Origin of the sequence: Mycolicibacterium sp. ND9-15, assembly GCF_035918395.1 — a bacterium.
Lineage (GTDB): Bacteria > Actinomycetota > Actinomycetes > Mycobacteriales > Mycobacteriaceae > Mycobacterium.
The window spans coordinates 4,692,866-4,716,827 of the sequence record NZ_CP142362.1; the positions used below are offsets into that span (position 1 = coordinate 4,692,866).

Here is a 23,962-nt window from a genome sequence, read left to right on the forward strand (position 1 = left end):
TGTTGCTTCGCCATGAACCTGCGACCCAGCCATCCCCCCGGCCCGGCGCTCGGGCCGTTGGCCGAGCAGGTCCAGGCCGTGCCCGCCGCAGGCTTCATGTCCGGCCCGGCCGTACCGGACATCCGCGTCACGGGGATCACGCTGCGCAGCCAGGACGTCGAACCCGGCGATCTGTTCGCGGCGCTGCCGGGAGCCAAGTCGCATGGCGCCCGGTATTCATCTGAGGCGATCGACGGTGGTGCGGCCGCGATCCTGACCGACCCGGACGGGATGGTGCTCGTGGGCACCGATGTCGAGGTCCCCGTCCTGGTTCACCCGGCCCCGCGCTCGGTGCTGGGTGAGTTGGCCGCCGGGGTGTACGGACGACCGTCCGAACGGCTGCGCGTCATCGGCGTGACCGGCACCTCCGGTAAGACCACCACCACCTATCTGGTGGAGGCCGGGCTGCGGTCGGCGGATCGAGTGGCCGGGCTGATCGGGACCGTCGGGGTGCGGATCGACGGACGCGATCTGGCCAGCGCGCTCACCACGCCCGAGGCGCCCGATCTGCAGGCGCTGCTGGCGGTGATGGTCGAGCAGGGCGTCGACACCGTCGTGATGGAGGTGTCCAGCCACGCGCTCACACTGGGCCGAGTCGACGGCGTGCGGTTCGCCGTCGGCGGGTTCACCAACCTGTCGCGGGACCACCTCGACTTCCACCCGACGATGCGCGACTACTTCGCCGCCAAGGCGCGCCTGTTCGATCCCGAATCCCACAACCGTGCAGACGTTTCGGTGCTGTGCGTGGACGACGATGCGGGCCGGGAGATGGCGAGGCTGGCGCGCGACCCGGTGACGGTCAGCGCGACCGGGCGCGCCGCCGACTGGCGTATCGACGAGATCCGAACCGTCGACCGCGCCGCGCAGGAGTTCTACGCGGTGGACCCGGCCGGGGTGCATCACGGGCTGCGGATCGGACTGCCCGGCCGCTACAACGTGGCCAACTGTCTGCTCGCGGTCGCGTTGCTCGACGCCGTCGGAGTGTCACCGGAACAGGCCGCGCCGGGCCTGCGCACGGCGGCGGTGCCCGGCCGGCTGGAGGCCGTCGAGCGCGGGCAGGACTTCCTGGCGCTGGTCGACTACGCACACAAACCCGGTGCACTGCAGGCAGTGCTGGAGACGCTGCGGGCACAAACCGACGGGCGGTTGGCGGTGGTTTTCGGCGCGGGCGGCAACCGCGATCCCGGCAAGCGGGCCCCGATGGGGCGCGTCGCCGCCGAACTGGCCGATCTGGTGGTGATCACCGATGACAATCCCCGCGATGAGGACCCGGCCGCGATCCGCGCGGCGATCCTGGCCGGAGTGGTGGGTGGGAGACAATCGAGTGCGGTGGGCCGCGCGGAAGTGGTCGAGATCGGCGACCGCCGCGCGGCGATCGCTCACGCGGTGGCGTGGGCGCGGCCCGGGGACGCCGTGCTCATCGCCGGCAAGGGGCACGAATCCGGGCAGACCAGCGCGGAAGTGACCCGGCCGTTCGACGACCGCGAGGAGCTTGCGCAGGCCCTCGAGGCAGTGGGGCGCCGGCCATGATCGACCTGACGCTCGCCCGGATCGCCGAGCTGGTGGGCGGCCGGCTCGCCGACATTTCCGACGAGGACGCCGCGGCGACCAGGGTCACCGGCACGGTCGAGTTCGATTCGCGGGCCGTCGCATCCGGCGGGCTGTTCATCGCGCTGCCGGGGGCCCGCTCCGATGGGCACGACTTCGCCGCGGCGGCGGTGGCGGCCGGGGCCGCGGCGGTGCTGGCGGCCCGACCGGTCGGGGTGCCGGCGATCGTCGTCGATCCGACACCCGAGGCGACCGACCGCGGCGCCGGCGTACTCGAGCACGACGCCGACGGCTCCGGTGCGGCGGTGCTCGCGGCACTGGGGAAGTTGGCTGCTGCCGTTGCCGCCGAGCTCGTCGAGGGCGGGCTGACGATCGTCGGGATCACCGGATCGTCGGGTAAGACCTCGACCAAGGATCTGGTCGCCGCGTTGTTGGCGCCGCTCGGCGAGGTGGTCGCGCCGCCAGGGTCGTTCAACAACGAGCTCGGACATCCGTGGACGGTGCTGCGCGCGACGCGATCCACCGACTTCCTCGTGCTGGAGATGTCGGCACGGCACCGCGGCAACATCGCGGCGCTGGCCGCGATCGCCGTTCCGTCAATCGCGGTCGTACTCAACGTGGGCACCGCCCACCTCGGTGAGTTCGGTTCGCGCGGAGCCATCGCCGAGACGAAAGCCGAACTGCCACAGGCAGTTCCGGCGTCAGGGGTGGTAATTCTGAACGTCGACGACAGCGCCGTGGCGGCGATGGCCGAGCAGACCTCCGCACGCGTGGTCAAGGTCTCGCGGGAGCCGGGCCGGCGAGATATCGACGTGTGGGCCGATGCGGTCACGCTCGACGAGCTGGCCAGGCCGCGCTTCACCCTGCACGCCGGCTCACATCACGTCGAGGTCGCGCTCGCAGTGCACGGTGACCACCAGGTGTACAACGCGCTGTGCGCGGCGGCCGTCGCTCTCGAGTGCGGCGCCTCCCTGGCGCAGGTGGCTGCGGCCCTGGCCACCGCCGGTCCGGTGTCCAGGCACCGCATGCAGGTCGCCACCCGCACCGACGGCGTCACCGTGATCAACGACGCGTACAACGCGAACCCGGACTCGATGCGCGCGGGCCTCAAGGCGCTGGCGTGGATGGCACGCGTGGGCGGGGGACGCCGCAGCTGGGCGGTGCTCGGCGAGATGGCCGAACTCGGCGACGACGCGATATCCGAGCATGACCGCATCGGCCGACTGGCCGTGCGATTAGATGTGTCACGACTCATCGTCGTCGGAACCGGGAGGGCTATGAGCGCCATGCACCACGGCGCGGTGATGGAGGGATCGTGGGGGGCTGAGGCCACCATGGTCGCCGACGCCGACGCGGCGCTGACACTCCTGCGCGCCGAACTGCAGCCGTCGGACGTGGTGCTGGTGAAGGCCTCGAACGCGGCCGGCCTGGGTGCGCTGGCCGACGCGCTGATCGCCGAACCGCTGGAACCGCACGCATGAGGCAGATCCTCATCGCCGTCGGCATTGCGCTGGCGGTCTCGATCCTGCTCACCCCGGTGCTCATCCGGCTGTTCACCCGGCAGGGGTTCGGCCATGAGATCCGCGAGGACGGACCGCCCACGCACCACAAGAAGCGCGGCACGCCGTCGATGGGCGGGGTGGCGATCATCGCCGGGATTTGGGCCAGCTACCTGGGCACCCACCTGGTCGGCGTCGTGATCGACGGCCGGGGACCGTCGGCATCGGGACTGCTGGTGCTGTTCCTGGCGAGCGCGCTGGCCGTCGTCGGCTTCGTCGACGACCTGATCAAGATCCGGCGCTCGCGCAATCTCGGCCTCAACAAGACGGCCAAGACCCTCGGCATCCTGACCGCCGCGGTGATCTTCGGCGTGCTGGCCCTGCAGTTCCGCAACGCCGACGGGTTGACGCCCGGCAGCGCCGAGCTGTCGTATGTCCGCGAGATCGCCACGGTCACGCTGGCGCCGGCGCTGTTCGTGCTGTTCTGCATCGTGGTGGTCAGCGCCTGGTCGAACGCGGTGAACTTCACCGACGGGCTCGACGGTCTGGCCGCGGGCGCGATGGCGATGGTGTGCGCGGCCTATGTGCTGATCACGTTCTGGCAGTTCCGCAACGCCTGCGCCACGAGTCCCGGACTCGGCTGCTACAACGTGCGCGACCCGCTCGACCTGGCGATCATCGCCGCGGCCACGGCGGGCGCATGCATCGGCTTCCTGTGGTGGAACGCCGCGCCGGCCAAGATCTTCATGGGCGACACCGGATCGCTGGCGTTGGGCGGCATCATCGCCGGGCTGTCGGTGACCAGTCGCACCGAAATGCTGGCCGTCGTGCTCGGCGCGCTGTTCGTCGCCGAGGTGGTGTCAGTCGTCGTACAGATCCTGGCGTTCCGCACCACGGGCCGCAGGGTGTTCCGGATGGCGCCGTTCCATCATCACTTCGAGCTGGTCGGGTGGGCGGAGACCACCGTGATCATCCGGTTCTGGTTGCTCACCGCCATCGCCTGCGGCCTCGGCGTCGCGCTGTTCTACAGCGAGTGGCTGACAACCGTCGGTGCCTGACATGGCCCGCCTCGAGCCGCTGGTTCCCGGCGCCCGGGTGCTGGTCACCGGCGCGGGGCTGACCGGCCGCTCGGTGAGCGCGGTGCTCGAACCCACCGGGGTACGGCTGACCATCTGCGACGACGACCCGTTGGCGTTGCAGCGGCTGATCACGCCCGCGACGGTCGTCACCACCGCCGAGGCCGAGGCGACCATCGGCGACTACGCACTCGTCGTCACCAGCCCCGGGTTTGCGCCGACCACGCCGGTGCTGGCTGCGGCAGCGGCCGCGGGCGTGCCGATCTGGGGTGACGTTGAGCTCGCCTGGCGGCTGGACCGGGCCGGCTGGTTCGGGGCGCCGCGGCGCTGGTTGGTCGTCACCGGGACCAACGGCAAGACCACCACCACCTCGATGCTGTACGCCATGCTAATCGCGGCCGGGCGGCGTGCGGTGCTGTGCGGCAACATCGGCAACCCGGTTCTCGACGTGCTGTCCGAGCCTGCCGACCTGCTCGCCGTCGAGTTGTCGAGTTTTCAGTTGCACTGGGCGCCGTCGCTGCGGCCCGACGCCGGTGTGGTGCTCAACATCGCCGAGGACCATCTCGACTGGCACGGCTCGATGGCCGCCTACGCACGCGCCAAGGCCCGGGTGCTCGACGGACGCGTGGCCGTGGTCGGACTCGACGATCCGGTCGCCGCGGGCCTGCTCGACACCGCCGCCGCCGCCACCCGCGTCGGCTTCCGCCTCGGCGAACCCGGGACGGGCGAACTGGGCGTGGTCGACGGCACGCTCGTCGACAACGCGTTCGGCGACCGGGTGTCGTTGGCCACCACGGCGTCGATCCCGGTCGCCGGGCCGGTCGGGGTGCTCGACGCGCTCGCCGCGGCCTCGCTGGCGCGCGCGGTCGAGGTGCCGCCGGGCGCCATCGCCGACGCGCTCGCCGACTTCCGGGTCGGCAGGCACCGCGCCGAGGTCGTCGCCACGGTCGACGGGGTGACCTATGTCGACGATTCGAAGGCGACCAACCCGCACGCGGCGCAGGCGTCGATCGCCGCCTATCCACGGGTGGTGTGGGTGGCCGGCGGCCTGCTCAAAGGCGCATCGGTCGACGAGCTTGTCGCGTCCGTGGCGAACCGGCTGGCCGGGGCGGTGCTGATCGGCCGCGATCGGGCGCCGATCGCCGAGGCGTTATCGCGACACGCCCCGGATGTTCCCGTCATCGAGGTTGTGACGGGGGAGGATTTTGGGGTGCAAGGGACAAATGGGTCGGATGTTAGTCCTGTTACCAATGTGATCAGGCTCGGAGGTGGCCCCTCCGGTGACGCGATCATGGCCGCAGTGGTCGACGCGGCCCGGGGCCTCGCCCGGGCCGGCGACACCGTGTTGCTGGCGCCGGCCGGTGCCTCCTTCGACCAGTTCAGCGGCTACAGCCACCGCGGTGACGCGTACGCCGACGCCGTACGAGCGCTGTCCCGGTAGCGGGCGATGACGACGATCCTGACCCGGCTGCGCCTTCGCAGGGCGGGCGCCGAGCACAAGCCCGCGGAAGCGGTGCCCGACAACGCCGGCTCGCGCACCCGGTTCGGGGCATGGCTCGGTCGGCCGATGACGTCGTTTCACCTCATCATCGCGGTGACCGCCCTGTTGACGACCCTCGGTCTGACGATGGTTCTCTCGGCTTCGGGGGTCTACTCCTACGACCAGGACGGGTCACCGTGGGTCGTGTTCGGCAAGCAGGTGCTGTGGACGGTGATCGGGCTGTTTGCGTTCTACTTCGCGATGCGCGTGCCCGTGCAGCTGATGCGCAGCCTGGCCTTTTCCGGGTTCGCGCTCACCGTGGTGCTGCTGATCCTGGTGCTGGTCCCGGGAATCGGCACGGTGTCCAACGGGTCTCGCGGATGGTTCGTGGTCGCGGGCTTCTCGATGCAGCCCTCCGAGCTGGCCAAGATCGCGTTCGCCATCTGGGGCGCGCATCTGCTGGCCGCCCGTCGCATGGAGCAGGCCTCGCTGCGGGAGATGCTGATCCCCCTGGTGCCGGCCGCATTCGTCGCGCTGGCGCTCATCGTCGCCCAGCCGGACCTCGGGCAGACCGTGTCGATGGGCATCATCTTGTTGGGCCTGCTGTGGTTCGCCGGCCTGCCGTTGCGGGTGTTCGTGTCTTCGCTGTTCATGGTCGTGGTGTCGGCCGCGGTCCTGGCCATGGCCGAGGGTTACCGCTCCGCGCGGGTGCAGTCCTGGCTGAACCCGGCCGCGGATACGCAGGGCTCGGGATATCAGGCCCGGCAGGCCCGGTTCGCACTGGCGAACGGCGGGGTGTTCGGCGACGGTCTGGGCCAGGGCGCGGCCAAATGGAACTACCTGCCCAACGCGCACAACGACTTCATCTTCGCGATCATCGGCGAGGAACTGGGCTTCATCGGTGCGGCGGGACTGCTCTGCCTGTTCGGGCTGTTCGCCTATACCGGCATGCGCATCGCCCGCCGCTCCGCCGATCCGTTCCTGCGTCTGCTCACCGCCACCGCGACGCTGTGGATCATGGGCCAGGTGTTCATCAACGTCGGCTATGTGGTGGGGTTGCTGCCGGTCACCGGTTTGCAGCTGCCACTCATCTCTGCGGGTGGAACTTCAACGGCGACAACGCTTCTGATAATCGGCATCATGGCGAACGCGGCACGGCACGAACCCGAGGCGGTGGCGGCGCTGCGGGCGGGCCGCGACGACCGGGTCAACAAGCTGCTGCGGTTGCCGCTGCCCGCACCCTATGTCCCGTCGCGCACCGACGCCCTGCGCGACCGGCTGAACAGGCGCGGCGCCGAGCGGTCCCGCAAACCCGACAAGGGCAAGCGGCCCCGCGCCGCCAAGCCGCCCGCCAAGCAGGCTCTCAAGCAGGCGCGCAGGCAGACCCCCGACAACCGCCGCAAACGTCAGACGCCCGGTCGGGCGGATCTGGCCGCAAGGCATCATGGAGGCGGCCGTACGGAGAAAAGCCGGCGGCGCGCAATGGAAGGTCAACGTTACGGGTGAACGACACGGGTCCCGTCCCTCGGCGGCCGGGGGACGGCCGGGGGGTCTCCGTGGTACTTGCGGGCGGTGGCACCGCGGGACACGTCGAGCCGGCGATGGCGGTGGCCGACGCCCTGGTCGCGCTCAGCCCGAATGTGCGGATCACCGCGTTGGGCACCGAGCGCGGCTTGGAGACCCGCCTGGTGCCCGAACGCGGATACCACCTCGAACTGATCACGCCGGCCCCGCTGCCGCGGAAACTCTCCGGTGATCTCGTCCGCCTGCCTATTCGGGTGCGGCGGGCGGTCCGGCAGACCCGGGCAGTGCTCGACGACGTCGGGGCCGACGTGGTGGTCGGCTTCGGCGGTTACGTCGCGCTGCCTGCCTACCTGGCCGCGTACAGCCTGCGCCGCGGGCGACGCGTGCCGGTGGTGGTGCACGAGGCCAACGCCAGCGCGGGGTGGGCCAACCGGGTCGGGGCGCGCTCGGCGCGGCGGGTGCTCTCGGCGGTGCCCGACCCGGGGCTGTCCGGGACGCCCGAGGTGGTCGGGGTGCCGGTGCGCGCGGCGATCACCTCACTGGATCGGATGGCGCTGCGTGCCGAGGCCCGCGCCCACTTCGGGTTCGGTCCCGAGGCGCGGGTGCTGCTGGTGTTCGGTGGCTCGCAGGGCGCGCAGTCGCTGAACCGTGCGGTGTCTGCTGCCGCCAAAGACCTTGCTGTGGCAGATGTTTCCGTGCTGCACGCGCACGGCCCCAAGAACACGCTGGACCTTCCCGAGCCGGCCGATGATGGCGCCCCCTACGTCGCGGTACCGTATCTGGACCGCATGGATCTCGCGTACGCCGCGGCCGACCTGGCGATCTGCCGGTCGGGTGCGATGACGGTCGCCGAACTGACCGCCGTCGGGCTGCCCGCGGTGTACGTGCCGCTGCCGATCGGCAATGGCGAGCAACGGCTCAACGCGCTGCCCGTGGTCAACGCCGGCGGCGGGCTGATCGTCGACGACGCCGACCTGTCGCCGGGCTACGTCGCCGGCGCCGTCGTCGATCTCCTCACCGACGCCGGCCGGTTACAGACGATGACGGCGGCCGCAGCGCTGGCCGGTCACCGCGACGCCGCCAGGCGCGTCGCCGAGGTCGCCCTCGAAGTCGCGCGCGCCGATCGTCGAAAGAGCTTGCGGTGAAGCCGAAGTCGCTGCCGGCGGAGCTCGAGCGGGTACACATGGTCGGCATCGGGGGCGCGGGCATGTCGGGTATCGCCCGCATCCTGCTGGACCGCGGCGGGCTGGTCTCGGGCTCGGACGCCAAGGAGTCGCGCGCGGTGGCGGCGCTGCGGGCCCGCGGCGCCGCGATCCGGATCGGGCACGACGCTTCCCTGCTGGACCTGCTGCCAGGCGGCCCAACCGCGGTCGTCACCACGCACGCCGCCATTCCCAAGACGAATCCCGAACTGGTCGAGGCGCGTCGGCGCGGTATCCCGGTGATCCTGCGGCCGGTGGTGCTGGCCAAACTGATGGCGGGCCACACCACGTTGATGGTGACCGGCACGCACGGCAAGACCACCACCACGTCGATGCTCATCGTGGCGTTGCAGCACAGTGGATTCGACCCGTCTTTCGCGGTGGGTGGCGATCTCGGCGAGGCGGGCACCAACGCGCACAACGGCAGCGGCGACTGCTTCGTCGCCGAGGCCGACGAAAGCGACGGCTCGCTGCTGGAGTACACCCCTGACGTGGCGGTGGTGACGAACATCGAAGCCGACCATCTCGACTTCTTCGGATCCGCCGAGGCCTACAGCGCCGTGTTCGACGCCTTCGTCGAACGCCTCAAACCCGGTGGCGCGCTGGTGGTCTGCACCGACGATCCCGGCGCCGCGGCGCTCGCCGACCGCACCGCGGAGTTGGGTATCCGCGTGCTGCGCTACGGGAGCGACCCGGGCCGGCCGCTGCAGGGCACGCTGCTGAGCTGGGAGCAGCACGACACCGGCGCGGTGGCACACATCCAGTTCGCGGGGGAGCCGCACCCGCGGGTGATGCGGCTTTCGGTACCGGGCCGGCACATGGCGCTCAACGCGATCGGCGCGGTGCTCGCCGCGATCGAGGCCGGCGCGCCCGTCGACGACGTGCTCGACGGGTTGGCCGGGTTCGAAGGCGTCCGGCGCCGGTTCGAGTTGGTCGGCGCGATGGCCGGCGTCCGCGTCTTCGACGACTACGCGCACCATCCGACCGAGGTGCAGGCCACGCTGAGCGCGCTGCGCACTGTCACCGAACAGGCCGGTGGCCGGTCCATCGTGGTTTTCCAGCCACACTTGTATTCGCGCACAGAGACATTCGCGCGCGAGTTCGGGCAGGCGCTCGACGGTGCCGACGAGGTGTTCGTGCTCGACGTCTACGCAGCCCGTGAGCAGCCGATCGCCGGGGTCAGCGGCGCCAGCGTGGTCGAGCACATCAGCGTGCCCGCGACGTATGTGCCGGACTTCTCGGCCGTACCCGAACGGGTGGCGCAGGCCGCCGCGCCGGGTGACGTCGTCGTCACGATGGGCGCCGGTGATGTCACCATGCTCGGCGCGGAAATCCTTGCCGCGCTGCGGGTCAAGGCCAACCGCAGCACACCGGGGTCGCGATGACCGAGCCGACCGACAGCGACCCGGCCGAACAGGCCGAACAGGCCGAACAGGCCGAACAGGCCGACGCCCCGGAGGCGGGCGCGGGGCCCGCCGCGGCCCCGGATTTCGAGGGACCGCGGCGGCGCGCACGCCGGGAGCGTGAGGAGCGCCGCGCCGCGCAGGCTCGTGCCACCGCGATCGAGCAGGCCCGCAGGGACGCCAAGCGGCGCGCGCTGGGCAAGCCCGTCGGCGACACCAGCAAGCTCGGCCGCGGGACGGTGCGGGGCCTGAAGGTGCTGATGTGGTCGGCGCTGGTGAGCGTGATCGTCGTCGGACTCGGGCTGCTGCTGTACTTCACCCCGGTCATGTCCGTGCGCAACACCGTGGTCACCGGGTTGGGCGCGGTGACGCAGGAGGAGATCGTCGCGGCCGCCGCCGTCGTGCCGGGCACGCCGCTGCTGCAGGTGAACACCGACAGCGTCGCCGAACGGGTGGCAGGGATCCGGCGGATCGCCAGCGCGCGCGTCCAGCGTCAGTATCCGTCCACCTTGCGGATCACCGTCGTCGAGCGGATACCGGTGGTGGTCAAGGACTATCCCGACGGGCCGCACCTCTTCGACCGCGACGGCGTGGACTTCGCGATCGGACCGCCGCCACCCGGGGTGCCGTACCTCGACGCGGATGATCCCGGTCCCAACGACGGGCCGACCAAGGCGGCACTGCAGGTGATGACGTCGCTGCGCCCGGAGGTCGCCGTACAGGTCGCACGCATTGCGGCGCCGTCGGTCGCGGCCATCACACTGCAACTCGTGGACGGCAGGGAGGTGGTGTGGGGCACCACCGACCGCACCGAGGAGAAGGCGCTGAAACTGGGGGCGCTGCTCACCCAGCCCGGGCACACCTACGACGTGTCGAGCCCAGAGCTGCCGACCGTGAAGTAGACGCCGTTCGCTCCGCACTCGGGCAACGCCGCGCCAAAAATTTATCGTGCGTCTCGGCGCGCCTGCATCGCTAGGTCGCGGCCTCGCCCTACCGTTCTGGTTGCGCGGAACAACTTGACATAACTATAACCCTCTGGTTGAGGTTTAGGGTTTGCCAAAGCGATCGGCGTGTCGTCGGACAACTTGGAGGAAGGGATCGCCATGACCCCCCCACACAACTACCTCGCCGTCATCAAGGTGGTCGGCATCGGTGGCGGCGGCGTCAACGCCGTCAACCGGATGATCGAGCAGGGTCTCAAGGGTGTGGAGTTCATCGCCATCAACACCGACGCGCAGGCGTTGTTGATGAGCGATGCCGACGTCAAGCTCGACGTCGGTCGTGACTCGACGCGTGGCCTGGGCGCGGGCGCCGACCCGGAGGTGGGGCGCAAGGCCGCCGAGGACGCCAAGGACGACATCGAGGAACTGCTGCGCGGGGCCGACATGGTGTTCGTGACCGCCGGCGAGGGCGGCGGCACCGGCACCGGCGGTGCTCCGGTGGTGGCGTCGATCGCGCGAAAACTGGGCGCGTTGACCGTCGGGGTGGTGACGCGGCCCTTCTCGTTCGAGGGCAAGCGGCGTAGCAACCAGGCCGAGAACGGGATCCAGGCGCTGCGGGAGAGCTGCGACACGCTCATCGTGATCCCCAACGACCGGCTGCTGCAGATGGGCGACGCGGCGGTGTCGCTGATGGACGCGTTCCGCAGCGCCGACGAGGTGCTGCTCAACGGCGTGCAGGGCATCACCGACCTGATCACCACGCCCGGCCTGATCAACGTCGACTTCGCCGACGTCAAAGGCGTGATGAGCGGCGCGGGCACGGCGCTGATGGGAATCGGTTCGGCCCGCGGTGACGGTCGCGCGCTCAAGGCCGCCGAGATCGCGATCAACTCGCCACTGCTGGAGGCCTCGATGGAGGGGGCACAGGGTGTGCTGCTCTCGGTCGCGGGCGGGAGCGATCTGGGTCTGTTCGAGATCAACGAGGCCGCGTCGCTCGTGCAGGACGCCGCTCACCCGGACGCCAACATCATCTTCGGCACGGTCATCGACGACTCGCTCGGCGACGAGGTCCGGGTCACTGTGATCGCCGCGGGCTTCGACTCCGCGGGCCCGGGACGCAAACCGGTCGTGAGTCCGGCCGAGGGGCAGGGCATCACGCCGGGTAAGGCCGGCAGGGTGAGCACCTCGCTGTTCGAGCCCGCGGACCCGGCGAGCGTGCCGGTGCACACCAACGGTGCCACGGTCAGTATCGGCGGGGACGACGGCGGCATTTCCGATGACGATGTCGACGTGCCGCCGTTCATGCGCCACTGATCCGACGCGGCAATACTGGCGACCGTGACGGTCCGCATTCGGCGCGTGACCACGACGCGCGCAGGCGGCGTCTCCGCGCCGCCGTTCGACACCTTCAACCTTGGCGATCACGTCGGCGACGACCCGGCGGCGGTCGCGGCCAACCGGAAACGGCTCAGCGCTGCGATCGGATTGGCCGAGGACCGAATCGTCTGGATGAACCAGGTACACGGGGATCGCGTCGTCGTGGTCGACGAAGTGACCCACGGACCGGTCGACGATACTGACGCATTGGTCACCGCCACGCCACGATTGGCGTTGGCGGTGGTAACCGCCGATTGCGTTCCCGTTTTATTGGGCGATGCGCGGGCCGGCGTGGTGGCCGCCGTGCACGCGGGGCGGGTCGGCGCGCAAAAGGGCGTCGTGGCGCGCGCCGTGGAGACGATGATCTCGCTGGGCGCTCGGGTCGAGGACATCTCGGCTCTGCTCGGGCCCGCCGTGAGCGGACCCAACTACGAAGTTCCCGAGGAGATGGCCGCCGAGGTCGAGACCGCCCTGCCCGGCAGCCGCACGATGACCGCGAAGAACACCCCCGCACTGGATCTGCGAGCCGGAATTCATCGGCAGCTAACGACTTTGGGTGTCGCGGCCATCGACGTCGACCCCCGCTGCACCGCCCTGGACCGCAACCTGTTCAGTCACCGACGCGACGCCCCGACCGGGCGGCTCGCCTCGCTGGTGTGGATGGAGTGATGGGCGTCGTGCCTACGTCCCGCGAACTCGAGTTGACCGAAGCGCTGTGTCGCGTGCGGGCGCGGCTCGCCGCCGCCGCCGAGGCCGCCGGTCGCGATATCGACGAAATTGAATTACTGCCGGTGACCAAATTCTTCCCGGCCGCCGACGTGATTATTCTGCGCCGTTTAGGATGCGAAGCTTTCGGCGAATCGCGGGAACAGGAAGCGTCGAGAAAAGTCGGCGAAATCGCTTCAATTCCGGGCGTCGGACCCATTCGCTGGCACATGGTCGGGCGGATACAGCGCAACAAAGCGCGGTCGATTGCGGGCTGGGCATATGCGGCGCACTCCGTGGACAGTCGCAAGCTGATCGACGCGCTGAGCCACGCCGCGTCCGACGCGCTCGAGGCCGGACGGCGCGCCGAACCGCTGCGCGTCTTCATCCAGTTGAGCCTCGACGATGACGAGAACCGGGGCGGAGCCGACGTCAACAGGCCCGACCTCGTCGACGAACTGTGCGCCGCCGCCCACGCCGCCACCGGCCTCAAATTCGTTGGGCTGATGGCGATTCCTCCGCTCGACCAAGACGCGGACGCGGCGTTCGCGCGGGTCAGCGCCGAGTATCAGCGGGTCCAGGCCGACTACCGGCAACCCCTCCAGTTGTCGGCCGGCATGTCGAACGATCTCGAGTCGGCGGTCAAACACGGCTCGACTTGTGTGCGTGTCGGTACCGCGTTATTGGGACAACGTCCTTTACCGTCACCAGAAGTAGTCACTCCAGTCACATCTTCATCACAGACACCAGAGTCCAGGGCATGAGAAGGGTCGAGCGATGAGCACACTTCACAAGGTCAAGGCCTACTTCGGTATGGCCCCGATGGATGACTACGACGACGAGTACTACGAGGACGACGACCGCGGCGTCGCCCGTGGCTACCCGCGCCGTAGCCGCGACGACCGCTTCGACGAGGACGGTTACGGCTCCTCACACCGCGGAGGCTACGACGACCGCGACTACGACGATGCACCCGCCGGGTATCGCGGGTACGAGGACCGATTCGAGCCCAGGTTGCGCGCACCGCGCGAATTCGACCGCCCCGCACCGCGATTCGCGCCGATGCGCGGCGCCACCCGGGGCGCGCTGGCGATGGACCCTCGCAGGATGGCAGAGCTTTTCGAGGCGGGCAGCCCGTTGTCGAAGATCACCACGTTACGGCCGAAGGATTACAGCGAGGCCCGCACGATCGGCGAGCGCTTCCGTGACGGCACCCCGGTGATCATGGACCTGGTGTCGATGGACAACGCCGATGCCAAGCGCCTCGTCGACTTCGCCGCCGGGCTGGCCTTCGCGCTGCGGGGTTCGTTCGACAAGGTCGCCACCAAGGTGTTCCTGCTGTCGCCCGCGGACGTCGACGTCACCGCCGAGGAGCGGCGCCGCATCGCCGAGGCCGGCTTCTACTCATATCAATAGGTCTCGGCGCGGACGGGTAGGCTGGCGTCGCGTTCGGGCTTGAGCGGCCTCGAGCGTCTATATCGAATGTCACAACCGTGCCCGTAGTGAGGACCGCCGGCGTTGTCGCTCTTCTTCGAAATCCTGGGCTTCGCCCTGTTCGTGTTCTGGCTGCTGCTGATCGCGCGGGTCGTGGTGGAGTTCATCCGGTCGTTTTCCCGAGACTGGCATCCCAAGGGCCTCACCGTCGTGATCCTGGAGATCATCATGACGGTGACCGACCCGCCGGTGAAACTGCTTCGGCGCCTCATTCCCCAGCTCACGATAGGCGCGGTGCGGTTCGACCTGTCGATCATGGTGCTGCTGCTGGTCGCCTTCATCGGCATGCAACTCGCGTTCGGCGCCGCGGCCTGAGACCGGTCCCCGAAGCGCGCAATCCGCGCTCGCGCCCAGATGCGAACCGGGCTTTGCCGGGAGAAATTGAGCGGCGAAATCGCCCCCGCGTGCCCGGAGATGTTTGAAATTCGTTCTTAATTTCTTCCTCTTCTGCAACGGCCGCGGCTGGTGTGACAGGATGGACGCCAGTTACGTTCCACCCAGGCTCTACACTTTGAGACCGGTTGACTGTCCAGACTTCAAGGGGGCGACAATGCCGCTCACACCCGCCGACGTTCACAACGTTGCGTTCAGCAAGCCACCCATCGGCAAGCGCGGCTACAACGAGGACGAGGTTGATGCGTTCCTCGATCTGGTGGAGACCGAGCTGACGCGTCTCATCGAGGAGAACACCGACCTGCGCCAGCGTGTCGCCGAACTCGAGCAGGAGTTGGGCTCCAGCGGGTCCGGTGGCGCCGGTCAGTCGACGCAGGCCGTCCCCCTCTACGAGCAGCCGGCCCCGGAGCCGGTGCCGGCCCAGCAGCAGCCCGCTTATGAGGCCCCGTCCGCGCAGGCCAGCGAGGACCAGGCGCTGCGGGCGGCCAAGGTGTTGAGCCTGGCCCAGGACACCGCGGACCGGCTCACCGGCACCGCCAAAGCCGAGTCGGAGAAGCTGCTGGCCGACGCGCGCGCACAGGCCGACGCGATGGTGAGCGAGGCGCGCCAGACGGCCGAGGCTACGGTCACCGATGCCCGCCAGCGCGCCGACGCGATGCTGGCCGACGCTCAGACCCGGTCCGAGGCGCAGCTGCGCCAGGCGCAGGAGAAGGCCGACGCGCTGCAGGCCGATGCGGAGCGCAAGCACTCCGAGATCATGGGCACGATCAACCAGCAGCGCACGGTGTTGGAGGGCCGCCTCGAACAGCTGCGCACCTTCGAACGCGAATACCGCACCCGGCTCAAGACCTACCTGGAGTCTCAGCTCGAGGAGTTGGGGCAGCGCGGTTCGGCCGCGCCGGTGGACTCCAGCGCCGGAAACGACGGGGGTGGGTTCAATCAGTTCAACCGGGGAAACAACTGACCTCACCTTGACCTAGGGTTGATCAATGCTGATCGTTGCGCTCGTCCTCGCCGTCATCGGCCTCGCCGCATTGGTGACGGCGGTGGTCACCAGCAATGAGCTGATCGCCTGGATCTGTATCGCCGCCAGTCTGATCGGCGTCATCCTTCTGATCGTCGACGCGGTGCGGGAACGTTCGGCCCGCAAGGCCGGCGCTCCCCAAGACGGGCAGGCCGAGGCGGAACCGGAGTACTACGAGGACTATCCCGAGGACGAGGCCCTCACAGAGGAACCCGAATACGCGGGCGACACCGACGTGGAGGAGGAGACGACGGTCGTCGAACAAGCGGACTCCGGCGAGGATCGCCGCTAAACCGTTGGCGCCCCGTGTCATTGCCCTGCGAGCAGTTCGCGTACTTCGTCGTCGGTGACCTGATGGAAGTCGGCGTACACCTGTCCGACGGCTTCGAAGCCCGGCGGCATGGCCGCGCACACCACGTCGTCGGCTTCCTGGGCTAGATCGCGGCATGCCGAGGCAGGCCCGACCGGGACCGCGACGACTACCCGCGCCGGATTATCGGCTCGTACGGCGCGCACCGCGGCGAGCATGCTGGCGCCGGTGGCGATCCCGTCGTCGACCAGGATCACGGTCTTGTCCGCGAGGTCGGGGGCTGGGCGCCCAGCGCGGTATGCCCGCTCACGACGGTTCAACTCGTCGGTCTCGCGCGCGATCGCGGCTTGTATCGCGCAGTCACGGATGCCGAGGCTGCGCACCAGGTTGTCGTTGATCACCACGCCGCCGCCGCTGGCCAGCGCGCCCATGGCCAGTTCCTCCCACTGCGGCACACCGAGCTTGCGAACCAGGAACACGTCGAGCGGGGCATGCAGTGCATGCGCGACCCGCCGGGCGACCGGCACACCGCCGCGCGCCAGACCCAAGACCACCAGAGCCTGGCCGGAAAAGGACGTCAACTCGTTCGCCAGGACCTCGCCGGCGTCGCGGCGGTCCTGATACACGCGCCTGGCATTTCGGCGGCCGAGCCCGCGCCATCCGCTCATGGACAGTTCGATTCGACGTCGGGACCTTGTCAGCCTACGACCGTGCGTTTCCACCCGGGCGCAATCCGTCGGCACCACGGCAGCGAATATCTACATATGGGCATCGAATACGAGAGCGTCATCGAGCACCCGCTCGACGAGGTGTTCGCGTGGCACACCCGGCCTGGGGCGATGCGGCGGTTGGTCCCGCCATGGCAACCGATGCAGATCGTCGCGGAGGCCGAGTCGCTGGCCGACGGGCGGGCGGTGCTCGGTCTGCCCGGTGGCCTGCGCTGGGTCGCCCGACACGATCCGGCGCGCTATGACCCGCCGCGCCGCTTCGTCGACGTGCTGTCGTCACAGGGTCCGGCCTCCTGGCCGCCGCGGGTGGTCGGCCGGTGGACCCATGTCCACGGGTTCGGCGAGGCGCCGGGCGGCACCCGGGTCTACGACCGCGTCGAAACCCCGGTGCCCGCGGCGGCGCTGCGTCCGATGTTCGTCTACCGCCATCGTCAACTGGCCGACGACCTGGCCGCGCACCGAGACGCCGCCGACGCCGGCCTGCGACCGCTCACCATCGCGGTCACCGGCGCTTCGGGCCTGGTCGGATCGGCGTTGACGGCGTTTCTGAGTACCGGCGGGCATCGGGTGATCCGGCTGGTGCGGCGGGCGGCGACCGGTTCGGGTGAACGGCAATGGAATCCCGACCGACCGGATGCCGACCTGCTGGCCGGTGTCGACGCGGTCGTGCACCTGGCCGGCGAGTCGATTGCCGGGCGTTTTACCGAGGCGCACAAGGACGCGGTCCGCGCCAGCCGCGTCGAGCCGACCCGTCGGCTCGCCCAGGCCGCCGCGGACGCCTCGGACGGACCGCGGGTGTTCGTCAGCGCCTCGGCGGTCGGCATCTACGGCTTCGACCGCGGCGACGCGGTGTTGACCGAGGAGAGCGCGTCCGGTGACGGTTTTCTCGCCGACGTCGGCGGGGAGTGGGAGGCGGCGACCTCGCCGGCCGCCGAGTCGGGAGTGCGGGTGGTGACCGTCCGGACGGGGATCGTGCAGTCCGCGCGCGGCGGCACCCTGCGGCTGATGCGGCCGTTGTTCGTCGCCGGACTGGGTGGCCGACTGGGCAGCGGCAGGCAGTGGCTGGCGTGGATCGCGCTCGATGATCTGCTCGACGTCTACCACCGCGCGCTCTACGACGACCGGTTGGCCGGTCCCGTCAACGCGGTGGCACCACATCCGGTGCGCAACGCCGACTACACCAGAACCTTGGCGCGGGTACTGAGGCGACCTGCCATCGTGCCGGTGCCATCCTTCGGGCCGCGACTACTGCTGGGGCAGCAGGGCGCCCGCGAACTTGCCGAGGCCAGCCAACGGGTGATGCCCGCGAAATTGCAGTCGCTTGGCCACCGCTTCCGTCATCCTTTTCTCGACGGCGCGCTTGCTCACGAACTCGGCCACGCCTGACGGGCTGCGCAGGTCACGAACGCGTGCGTCAGCGAGCGCGCCACGGCCCCGTTGTTTCGCGCGTAGTCTGACCGGCGAACGGGCACCCCACGGGGTGTCTGTGCTGGCGGAATGGTTCCTCACCTCCGGTGAACGCGGCAACCCGGATTGGGAAATGCCGGCGTGGAGTGAGGGCAACCAGGCCGAGGCCCTGATTCACGGGGCCGCCTACTTCGATCGGCTCGTCGCCGAGGTGGAGGCGCTGGGCGCCGGTGATCATCTGTTCTTCGCCGACTGGCGAGGCGACGCCGATCAGAGGCTGCGCGAGGACGGACCGACCGTCGCCGAACTGTTCCGGGCGGCGGCCGAGCGCGGGGTGCTCGTCAAGGGATTGATGTGGCGGTCGTATCCAAACCGCTTGCAGTTCAACGAAGAGCAGAACCGCCACCTCGCCGAGACGATCGAGCGCGCCGGCGGGGAAGTGTTGCTCGACCAGCGGGTGCTGGTCGGCGGATCACATCATCAGCGACTCGTTCTGCTCCGTCATCCCGACGAACCGCACCGCGACGTGGCGTTCATCGGCGGCATCGATCTGTGCCACTCGCGTCGAGACGACGCCTCGCATCGGGGCGACCCGCAGGCGGTGCAGATGTCGAGTCGGTACGGGGAGCGACCGCCGTGGCATGACGTGCAACTGCAGGTGCGCGGCCCGGTCATCGGCGCGCTGGACGTCACATTCCGGGAGCGTTGGACGGCCCGGGCGCCGCTGGACCTGTTCAACCCGCTGGCGTGGCTGCGCGACAGGTTCGGCGGGGCAGAGACGCGGCGGCCTCCGTTACCCGAGCGGCCTCCCGATCCGCCGCCGTGCGGATCGCATGCGGTGCAGGTGCTGCGAACCTACGGCGACGCCTTGATTCAATACGAGTTCGCCAAGGAGGGTGAGCGCACCATCGCTCGCGGCTACAGCAAGGCGATCCGGCGCGCACGAAGCCTGATCTACATCGAAGACCAGTACCTGTGGTCGGAAGAGGTCGCGAACCTGTTGGTCGGCGCGCTGACCGAGAACGCAGATCTTCACGTGGTGGCGGTCGTGCCCCGCTATTTCGACCTCGAAGGTGGGCTGGGCCGGCCACCGACGCTGGTCGGACGCCAGCTCGCGCTCGACGCGTGCCGCCGCGCCGCGCCGGATCGGGTGCACGTGTTCGATGTCGAGAACCACGACGGCACACCTGTTTACGTGCACTCGAAGGTGTGCGTCATCGACGACACCTGGGCCTGCGTCGGCAGCGACAACTTCAACCGGCGGTCCTGGACGCACGACAGCGAACTGTCGTGCGCGGTGCTCGACTCCGAGGGCGTGTTCGCGCGTGACCTCCGGTTGCGGCTCCTGCGCGAGCACCTGGACCGGGCCGAGGACGGCAGCGAGGATCAGGGACTGGCCGATCCCGTTATCGCCGTCGGCGAAATCGTCGACTGCGCAGAAGATTTGGAGGCATGGCATCAGTCCGGGCGGCGAGGGCCGCGGCCGCCTGGACGGTTGCGGCCGCACGAGAGCGAACGAGTCGATCCGCTGACACGGCTCTGGGCCGAACCGGCATACCGGATGATCTTCGACCCGGACGGTCGGTCTTATCGCGATCGGCTGTTGGGGCGCCGGCCGTGAACATCGGCGACTCCGCCGGTTGTGAAGGTCACATCACCGATCGAAGGTCGTAGTCGTCCAGCACAGGCGGCCGAATATACGCGCTTGCGCTGATGTTTTGCCGTACGCGCTGGTCGCATGCTGGCTAACATGGGCGCACTTGAGCAAAGCGAGCTTGGCGTGAATGGACTGCCCACGGGAACGGTGACGCTGCTCTTGGCCGACGTCGAGGGGTCGACGCGGTTGTGGGAGTCGCAGCCAGGCGAGATGCGCGCGGCGATCGGGCGGCTCGATGCGACGTTGGCCGAGCTTGTCGTCGCCCATAGCGGGGTGCGTCCGGTGGAGCAGGGCGAAGGCGACAGCTTCGTGTTGGCCTTCGCGCGGGCCAGCGATGCGGTGGCGTGCGCGCTGGCGTTGCAGCGCGCGGCGTTGGCCCCGATTCAGCTGCGCATCGGCGTGCATACCGGGGAGGTCCAGTTGCGCGACGAGGGCAACTACGTCGGCCCGACGATCAACCGCACGGCGCGGCTGCGCGATCTGGCGCACGGCGGGCAGACGGTGGTGTCGGGGGCGACCGAGTCCATGGTCGTGGACTATCTGCCCGGCGATGCCTGGCTGGTTGACCTGGGTTCGCATCCGTTGCGTGACCTGCCGCGCCCTGAACGCGTCGTGCAGCTGTGCCATCCCGACCTTTGCAACGAGTTTCCCCCGCTGCGCGCAGCCAAGGCAGCCGCACGGCATAGTCTCCCGGCGCAACTGACGCGATTCATCGGGCGCGAGAAGCAGATGGACGAGATCCGTGACATGCTGGCCGGCAACCGACTGGTGACATTGACCGGTGCAGGCGGGGTGGGCAAGACGCGCCTGGCGCTGCAGATTGCTGGCGGCACAGATCTGGGATCTGTCTGGTATGTGGATTTGGCGCCGCTCAGCGACTCAGATCTGGTCCCCGTAGCGGTGATTCGCGCATTGGGGGTGCCGGACCAGCCGGGTCGCTCGACGATGGAGAGCATCGTCACGTTCGTCGGCGAGCGCCCGGGACTCGCGGTGCTGGACAACTGCGAACACCTACTCGACGTGAGCGCGGAGCTGATCATCACCCTGCTGGAGCGGTGTCCAGCCCTGACCCTGCTGGCCACCAGCCGCGAGCCAATCGGCGTCGCGGGCGAACTCACATGGCGAGTGGCGTCCCTGTCAATCGAGGACGAAGCGATCGAGCTGTTCGTCGACCGTGCCCGTCACGCTCAGTCAGATTTCAGCCTCGGGGACGATGAGTTGGCGGTCGTTAGCGAGATCTGCAGGCGGCTGGACGGCATGCCGCTGGCGATCGAGTTGGCAGCCGCTCGGGTACGCGCATTGTCAGTGCAGGACATCCTCGACGGCCTCCATGACAGGTTCCGGTTGTTGACCGGTGGTTCGCGGAAAGCAGTGCGACGCCAGCAGACCCTGAAAGCGTCCGTGGACTGGTCACACGAGATGTTGACCGAACCCGAACGTGTCGTCTTCCGGCGACTGGCAGCGTTCGCCGGCGACTTCGACCTCGATGCCGCCCAGGCGGTGGCTTCAGGCGGAGACGTGGCCCACTTCCAGGTGCTGGATATACTCACGCTCCTGGTCGACAAGTCTCTGTTGTCGGCCGAAAGCACCAGTGGCAGAGCGAGATACCGGCTGCTTGAGACGGTCCGCCAGTACGCGATGGACAAGCTCAGCGAGTCCGGGGAAGCCGACGCCGTCCGCACTCGACACCGGGACCACTACACCTCGATGACCGCTCGACTCGGTGCACCGGTAGGCGGCGAATACCAACGTCTCATCGAGCAGGCAGAGGCTGAAATCGACAACCTCCGTGCGGCGTTCGTCTGGAGTCGGGAGCGAAACGACTTCGATGCCGCGTTGCGGCTCGCATGTTCCCTGCAACCGCTGTGGCTTATGCGCGGTCGCGTGCAAGAGGGATTGTCCTGGTTCAACGACGCGCTCACCGATCAGATCCGGTCCGATGAGATATCCGATGTTGCGGTCCACCTCAGCGCAGTGGCCGACAAGACGGTGCTCGACGCGTGGACCGTCAATATCCCCGGCGTCGGCCGACTGGACCAAGCCCTCACCATGGCAAGGGATCTCGACGACCCGGCTCTGCTGCTCCGCGTACTGGTCTCGTGTGTGGGAGCAGCCGCGTTCGACGCCGAGGCGGCTTATCCGTACATCGACGAAGCCCTGGGCTTGGCACGGAGGTTAGACGATCGGTGGCGGCTCTGCCAGATCCTCGGCTGGAAGGCCAACATCTCAATACTTGCGGGTGATCCGATTTCGGCTCGTGCCGCCGGCGAGGAAGGCCACTCGCTGGCCGAGGCCGTCGGAGACACATTCATCTCGCGAATGTGCCGGTACTGGGGTCCCGCGATGGCGTCTTTCCAGCACGGTGACCTAGACGACGGTATAACGCGATTGCGGGAACTGCTCGCTGAGTCCGAGTTGTCTGGAGACGTCATGCACGCATTACTTGCGCGCATCGGCCTCGCACACGCGTATGTCTGGACCGGTGATCCCGCAACGGGTCGAAGGCATGCCGAGGCGGCCATTGAAGCCGCGTCGGCGCTGGGCCAGTTTCTTGAACCGTGGGCGTACGCGCCCCTGGCTTTCGCGGCCCTTGCGGCGGGCGACCTGACGGCGGCCGCCGAAGCATGCGAATGCGCGTGGCGGCGCATCAGTGCTCAGCCCGAGACGGCGATAACGAACGTCATTCCAATGGCAGAGCTAGAACTCGCCCGAGGCGATCTAAGGGCTGCGAGAAGGTGGGCGGACGCGGACGTAACTGTCATGAAGGGGTGGCATCTCGCAAGGGCATTGGTGACTCGTGCTCGCGTTGCGATGGCGCAGGGCGATGTCTCGCAGGCGGACGAGGATCTTCACCTGGTGCTCGACTGTGTGGCGGATCATGAGGCGTATCAAATCGCGCCCGACGCCTTCGAGGTGCTTGGCGAGCTTGCCTGCAGGGCCGGTGATCACCGTAACGCGGCGCGGTTCTTCGGCGCGGCCGATGCCATGCGGAAACGGATGGGGTTGGTCAGGCTTCAAGTGCACGATGAAACGTACGCGATGTCGGTCGCGCTTCTCGGCGAGGCTCTGGGCCAGAACGACTTCGAGGCCTTGTCGGACGAAGGTGCCGCGCTGTCCACCGACGAGGCGATTGCTTACGCGAAGCGCGGCCGCGGTGAGCGTAAACGGCCGTCCAGCGGCTGGGCCTCGTTGACGCCGACCGAGCTCGACGTCATCCGGTTGGTCGCCGACGGTCTGGGGAATAAAGACATCGGTGCGAAGCTGTTCGTATCGCATCGCACCGTGCAGACGCATCTGACACACGTTTACACCAAGTTGGGACTGACATCGCGGGTACAGCTGGCCCAGGAGGCCGCTCGGCATACCTAATATCGTCGTATGACAGTCGTTCTGGTGCACGGAAATCCGGAGACCGACGCGATCTGGGGCCCGTTGGTAGACGCGCTGGGACGCGATGACGTGGTGCGACTGTCTCCGCCGGGATTCGGCGCTCCACTACCGGACGGCTTCGCGGCGACCTACCTCGACTATCGCGACTGGCTCGAGCGCGAGTTGGAGCGCTTCGACGGACCCGTCGATCTGGTCGGCCACGACTGGGGCGGCGGTCACGTCGTCAATGTGGCGATGCACCGGCCCGACCTCCTCCGCACCTGGGCCAGCGACGTCGTCGGGCTCTTCGACACCGACTACATCTGGCACGATCTCGCGCAAGTGTGGCAGACGCCGGGAGCCGGTGAAGAACTGGTCGAGACGATGATGGGCGGCACGGTTGAAGACCGGACGGCCCAGATGTCGGACTTGGGCCTGCCTCCTGAAATCGGCAAATCGCTCGCCGAGGCGCAGGGACCCGACATGGGCCGAGCGGTCCTCGAGCTGTACCGGTCGGCTGCACAGCCCGTCCTCGCCGAAGCGGGACGCGGCCTACCGACGGCGGCGTCCCGTCCGGGGCTGTCCATTCTGGCCACAGAGGATCCCTACGTCGGTTCGGAGGACATGCGCCGGCGGGCGGCGCAACGCGCCGGAGCGCGCACTGAAGTGCTCGCGGGACTGGGGCACTGGTGGATGGTGCAGAATCCGCAGTGGGCAGCCGAGGTGCTCGCGCGATTCTGGGAGACGGCCGGCTGACGAACTGGTCTTGTCACCCCGGTCCGCTAG

The 23,962-nt window shown here is 68.9% G+C and carries 20 protein-coding genes; 19 read left to right on the plus strand and 1 reads right to left on the minus strand.

What is annotated here, in order from left to right; all coding sequences use genetic code 11:
• Positions 1–12 precede the first annotated feature (12 nt).
• From QGN32_RS22220 to QGN32_RS22290, 15 genes are all read left to right on the plus strand, one after another.
• Positions 13–1,569 carry a UDP-N-acetylmuramoyl-L-alanyl-D-glutamate--2,6-diaminopimelate ligase gene (locus QGN32_RS22220; protein WP_326546330.1) on the plus strand — a complete coding sequence of 519 codons (1,557 nt, stop codon included), beginning with the start codon at positions 13–15 and terminating at the stop codon, positions 1,567–1,569.
• Complete coding sequence (locus QGN32_RS22225; RefSeq protein WP_326546331.1) at positions 1,566–3,068, plus strand: UDP-N-acetylmuramoyl-tripeptide--D-alanyl-D-alanine ligase; 1,503 nt, start codon at positions 1,566–1,568, stop codon at positions 3,066–3,068. The genes QGN32_RS22220 and QGN32_RS22225 overlap by 4 nt, the downstream gene beginning before the upstream one ends.
• A complete protein-coding gene (gene mraY, locus QGN32_RS22230) occupies positions 3,065–4,144 on the plus strand; it encodes a phospho-N-acetylmuramoyl-pentapeptide-transferase (RefSeq protein ID WP_326546332.1) in 1,080 nt (359 codons plus the stop codon). The genes QGN32_RS22225 and mraY overlap by 4 nt, the downstream gene beginning before the upstream one ends.
• 1 nt (position 4,145) lies before the next feature.
• Positions 4,146–5,603, plus strand: a complete 1,458-nt coding sequence (gene murD, locus QGN32_RS22235) for a UDP-N-acetylmuramoyl-L-alanine--D-glutamate ligase (RefSeq protein ID WP_442791748.1) — start codon at positions 4,146–4,148, stop codon at positions 5,601–5,603.
• Positions 5,604–5,609: 6 nt separating this feature from the next.
• On the plus strand, positions 5,610–7,148 hold the full coding sequence (ftsW, locus tag QGN32_RS22240; RefSeq protein WP_326546334.1) for a putative lipid II flippase FtsW: 1,539 nt from the start codon (positions 5,610–5,612) through the stop codon (positions 7,146–7,148).
• A gap of 95 nt (positions 7,149–7,243) precedes the next feature.
• Positions 7,244–8,311: an undecaprenyldiphospho-muramoylpentapeptide beta-N-acetylglucosaminyltransferase gene (gene murG, locus QGN32_RS22245; RefSeq protein WP_326549204.1), complete on the plus strand. Its 1,068-nt coding sequence runs from the start codon at positions 7,244–7,246 to the stop codon at positions 8,309–8,311.
• Positions 8,312–8,349: 38 nt separating this feature from the next.
• On the plus strand, positions 8,350–9,753 hold the full coding sequence (gene murC, locus QGN32_RS22250) for a UDP-N-acetylmuramate--L-alanine ligase (RefSeq protein ID WP_326549205.1): 1,404 nt from the start codon (positions 8,350–8,352) through the stop codon (positions 9,751–9,753).
• Positions 9,750–10,673, plus strand: coding sequence for a cell division protein FtsQ/DivIB (locus QGN32_RS22255; protein ID WP_326546335.1), 924 nt, complete (start codon positions 9,750–9,752; stop codon positions 10,671–10,673). The genes murC and QGN32_RS22255 overlap by 4 nt, the downstream gene beginning before the upstream one ends.
• 201 nt (positions 10,674–10,874) lie before the next feature.
• Positions 10,875–12,026, plus strand: a complete 1,152-nt coding sequence (gene ftsZ, locus QGN32_RS22260; RefSeq protein WP_326546336.1) for a cell division protein FtsZ — start codon at positions 10,875–10,877, stop codon at positions 12,024–12,026.
• A 24-nt stretch (positions 12,027–12,050) separates the two neighbouring features.
• Positions 12,051–12,758 (plus strand): peptidoglycan editing factor PgeF, encoded by a 708-nt coding sequence (gene pgeF / locus QGN32_RS22265; RefSeq protein ID WP_326546337.1) that lies wholly within the window; start codon positions 12,051–12,053, stop codon positions 12,756–12,758.
• Entirely contained in the window at positions 12,758–13,558 is an 801-nt protein-coding gene (locus QGN32_RS22270; protein WP_326546338.1) for a YggS family pyridoxal phosphate-dependent enzyme, read from the plus strand. Before pgeF ends, QGN32_RS22270 begins: the two co-directional genes overlap by 1 nt.
• A gap of 13 nt (positions 13,559–13,571) precedes the next feature.
• Positions 13,572–14,210 carry a cell division protein SepF gene (locus tag QGN32_RS22275; protein WP_326546339.1) on the plus strand — a complete coding sequence of 213 codons (639 nt, stop codon included), beginning with the start codon at positions 13,572–13,574 and terminating at the stop codon, positions 14,208–14,210.
• Between the two features lie 102 nt (positions 14,211–14,312).
• Positions 14,313–14,603 carry a YggT family protein gene (locus QGN32_RS22280; RefSeq protein ID WP_326546340.1) on the plus strand — a complete coding sequence of 97 codons (291 nt, stop codon included), beginning with the start codon at positions 14,313–14,315 and terminating at the stop codon, positions 14,601–14,603.
• 235 nt (positions 14,604–14,838) lie between these two features.
• Complete coding sequence (gene wag31 / locus QGN32_RS22285) at positions 14,839–15,645, plus strand: DivIVA-like cell division protein Wag31 (protein WP_326546341.1); 807 nt, start codon at positions 14,839–14,841, stop codon at positions 15,643–15,645.
• A gap of 25 nt (positions 15,646–15,670) precedes the next feature.
• On the plus strand, positions 15,671–15,997 hold the full coding sequence (locus tag QGN32_RS22290; RefSeq protein ID WP_326546342.1) for a DUF308 domain-containing protein: 327 nt from the start codon (positions 15,671–15,673) through the stop codon (positions 15,995–15,997).
• A 17-nt stretch (positions 15,998–16,014) separates the two neighbouring features.
• On the opposite strand, the gene QGN32_RS22295 is transcribed toward QGN32_RS22290, so the two are convergent.
• Complete coding sequence (locus tag QGN32_RS22295) at positions 16,015–16,683, minus strand: phosphoribosyltransferase (protein ID WP_326546343.1); 669 nt, start codon at positions 16,681–16,683, stop codon at positions 16,015–16,017.
• A 96-nt stretch (positions 16,684–16,779) separates the two neighbouring features.
• Here QGN32_RS22295 and QGN32_RS22300 point away from each other — a divergent pair, with 96 nt between their 5' ends.
• The 4 genes from QGN32_RS22300 (at position 16,780) to QGN32_RS22315 (ending at position 23,932) form a co-directional block, all read left to right on the plus strand.
• Complete coding sequence (locus QGN32_RS22300) at positions 16,780–18,129, plus strand: TIGR01777 family oxidoreductase (RefSeq protein ID WP_326549206.1); 1,350 nt, start codon at positions 16,780–16,782, stop codon at positions 18,127–18,129.
• A gap of 94 nt (positions 18,130–18,223) precedes the next feature.
• Positions 18,224–19,771, plus strand: coding sequence for a phospholipase D family protein (locus QGN32_RS22305; protein WP_326546344.1), 1,548 nt, complete (start codon positions 18,224–18,226; stop codon positions 19,769–19,771).
• A 117-nt stretch (positions 19,772–19,888) separates the two neighbouring features.
• Entirely contained in the window at positions 19,889–23,176 is a 3,288-nt protein-coding gene (locus QGN32_RS22310; RefSeq protein ID WP_442791749.1) for a helix-turn-helix transcriptional regulator, read from the plus strand.
• 9 nt (positions 23,177–23,185) lie between these two features.
• Positions 23,186–23,932, plus strand: a complete 747-nt coding sequence (locus QGN32_RS22315; RefSeq protein WP_326546346.1) for an alpha/beta fold hydrolase — start codon at positions 23,186–23,188, stop codon at positions 23,930–23,932.
• Positions 23,933–23,962 lie beyond the last annotated feature (30 nt).

Coding starts and splice junctions, on each gene's coding strand:
- QGN32_RS22220 (WP_326546330.1), top strand. CDS start 13: ATGAACCTGCGACCCAGCCATCCCCCCGGCCCGGCGCTCGGGCCGTTG.
- QGN32_RS22225 (WP_326546331.1), top strand. CDS start 1,566: ATGATCGACCTGACGCTCGCCCGGATCGCCGAGCTGGTGGGCGGCCGG.
- mraY (WP_326546332.1), top strand. CDS start 3,065: ATGAGGCAGATCCTCATCGCCGTCGGCATTGCGCTGGCGGTCTCGATC.
- murD (WP_442791748.1), top strand. CDS start 4,146: ATGGCCCGCCTCGAGCCGCTGGTTCCCGGCGCCCGGGTGCTGGTCACC.
- ftsW (WP_326546334.1), top strand. CDS start 5,610: ATGACGACGATCCTGACCCGGCTGCGCCTTCGCAGGGCGGGCGCCGAG.
- murG (WP_326549204.1), top strand. CDS start 7,244: ATGGCGGTGGCCGACGCCCTGGTCGCGCTCAGCCCGAATGTGCGGATC.
- murC (WP_326549205.1), top strand. CDS start 8,350: ATGGTCGGCATCGGGGGCGCGGGCATGTCGGGTATCGCCCGCATCCTG.
- QGN32_RS22255 (WP_326546335.1), top strand. CDS start 9,750: ATGACCGAGCCGACCGACAGCGACCCGGCCGAACAGGCCGAACAGGCC.
- ftsZ (WP_326546336.1), top strand. CDS start 10,875: ATGACCCCCCCACACAACTACCTCGCCGTCATCAAGGTGGTCGGCATC.
- QGN32_RS22270 (WP_326546338.1), top strand. CDS start 12,758: ATGGGCGTCGTGCCTACGTCCCGCGAACTCGAGTTGACCGAAGCGCTG.
- QGN32_RS22275 (WP_326546339.1), top strand. CDS start 13,572: ATGAGCACACTTCACAAGGTCAAGGCCTACTTCGGTATGGCCCCGATG.
- wag31 (WP_326546341.1), top strand. CDS start 14,839: ATGCCGCTCACACCCGCCGACGTTCACAACGTTGCGTTCAGCAAGCCA.
- QGN32_RS22290 (WP_326546342.1), top strand. CDS start 15,671: ATGCTGATCGTTGCGCTCGTCCTCGCCGTCATCGGCCTCGCCGCATTG.
- QGN32_RS22295 (WP_326546343.1), bottom strand. CDS start 16,683: ATGAGCGGATGGCGCGGGCTCGGCCGCCGAAATGCCAGGCGCGTGTAT.
- QGN32_RS22300 (WP_326549206.1), top strand. CDS start 16,780: ATGGGCATCGAATACGAGAGCGTCATCGAGCACCCGCTCGACGAGGTG.
- QGN32_RS22310 (WP_442791749.1), top strand. CDS start 19,889: ATGCTGGCTAACATGGGCGCACTTGAGCAAAGCGAGCTTGGCGTGAAT.
- QGN32_RS22315 (WP_326546346.1), top strand. CDS start 23,186: ATGACAGTCGTTCTGGTGCACGGAAATCCGGAGACCGACGCGATCTGG.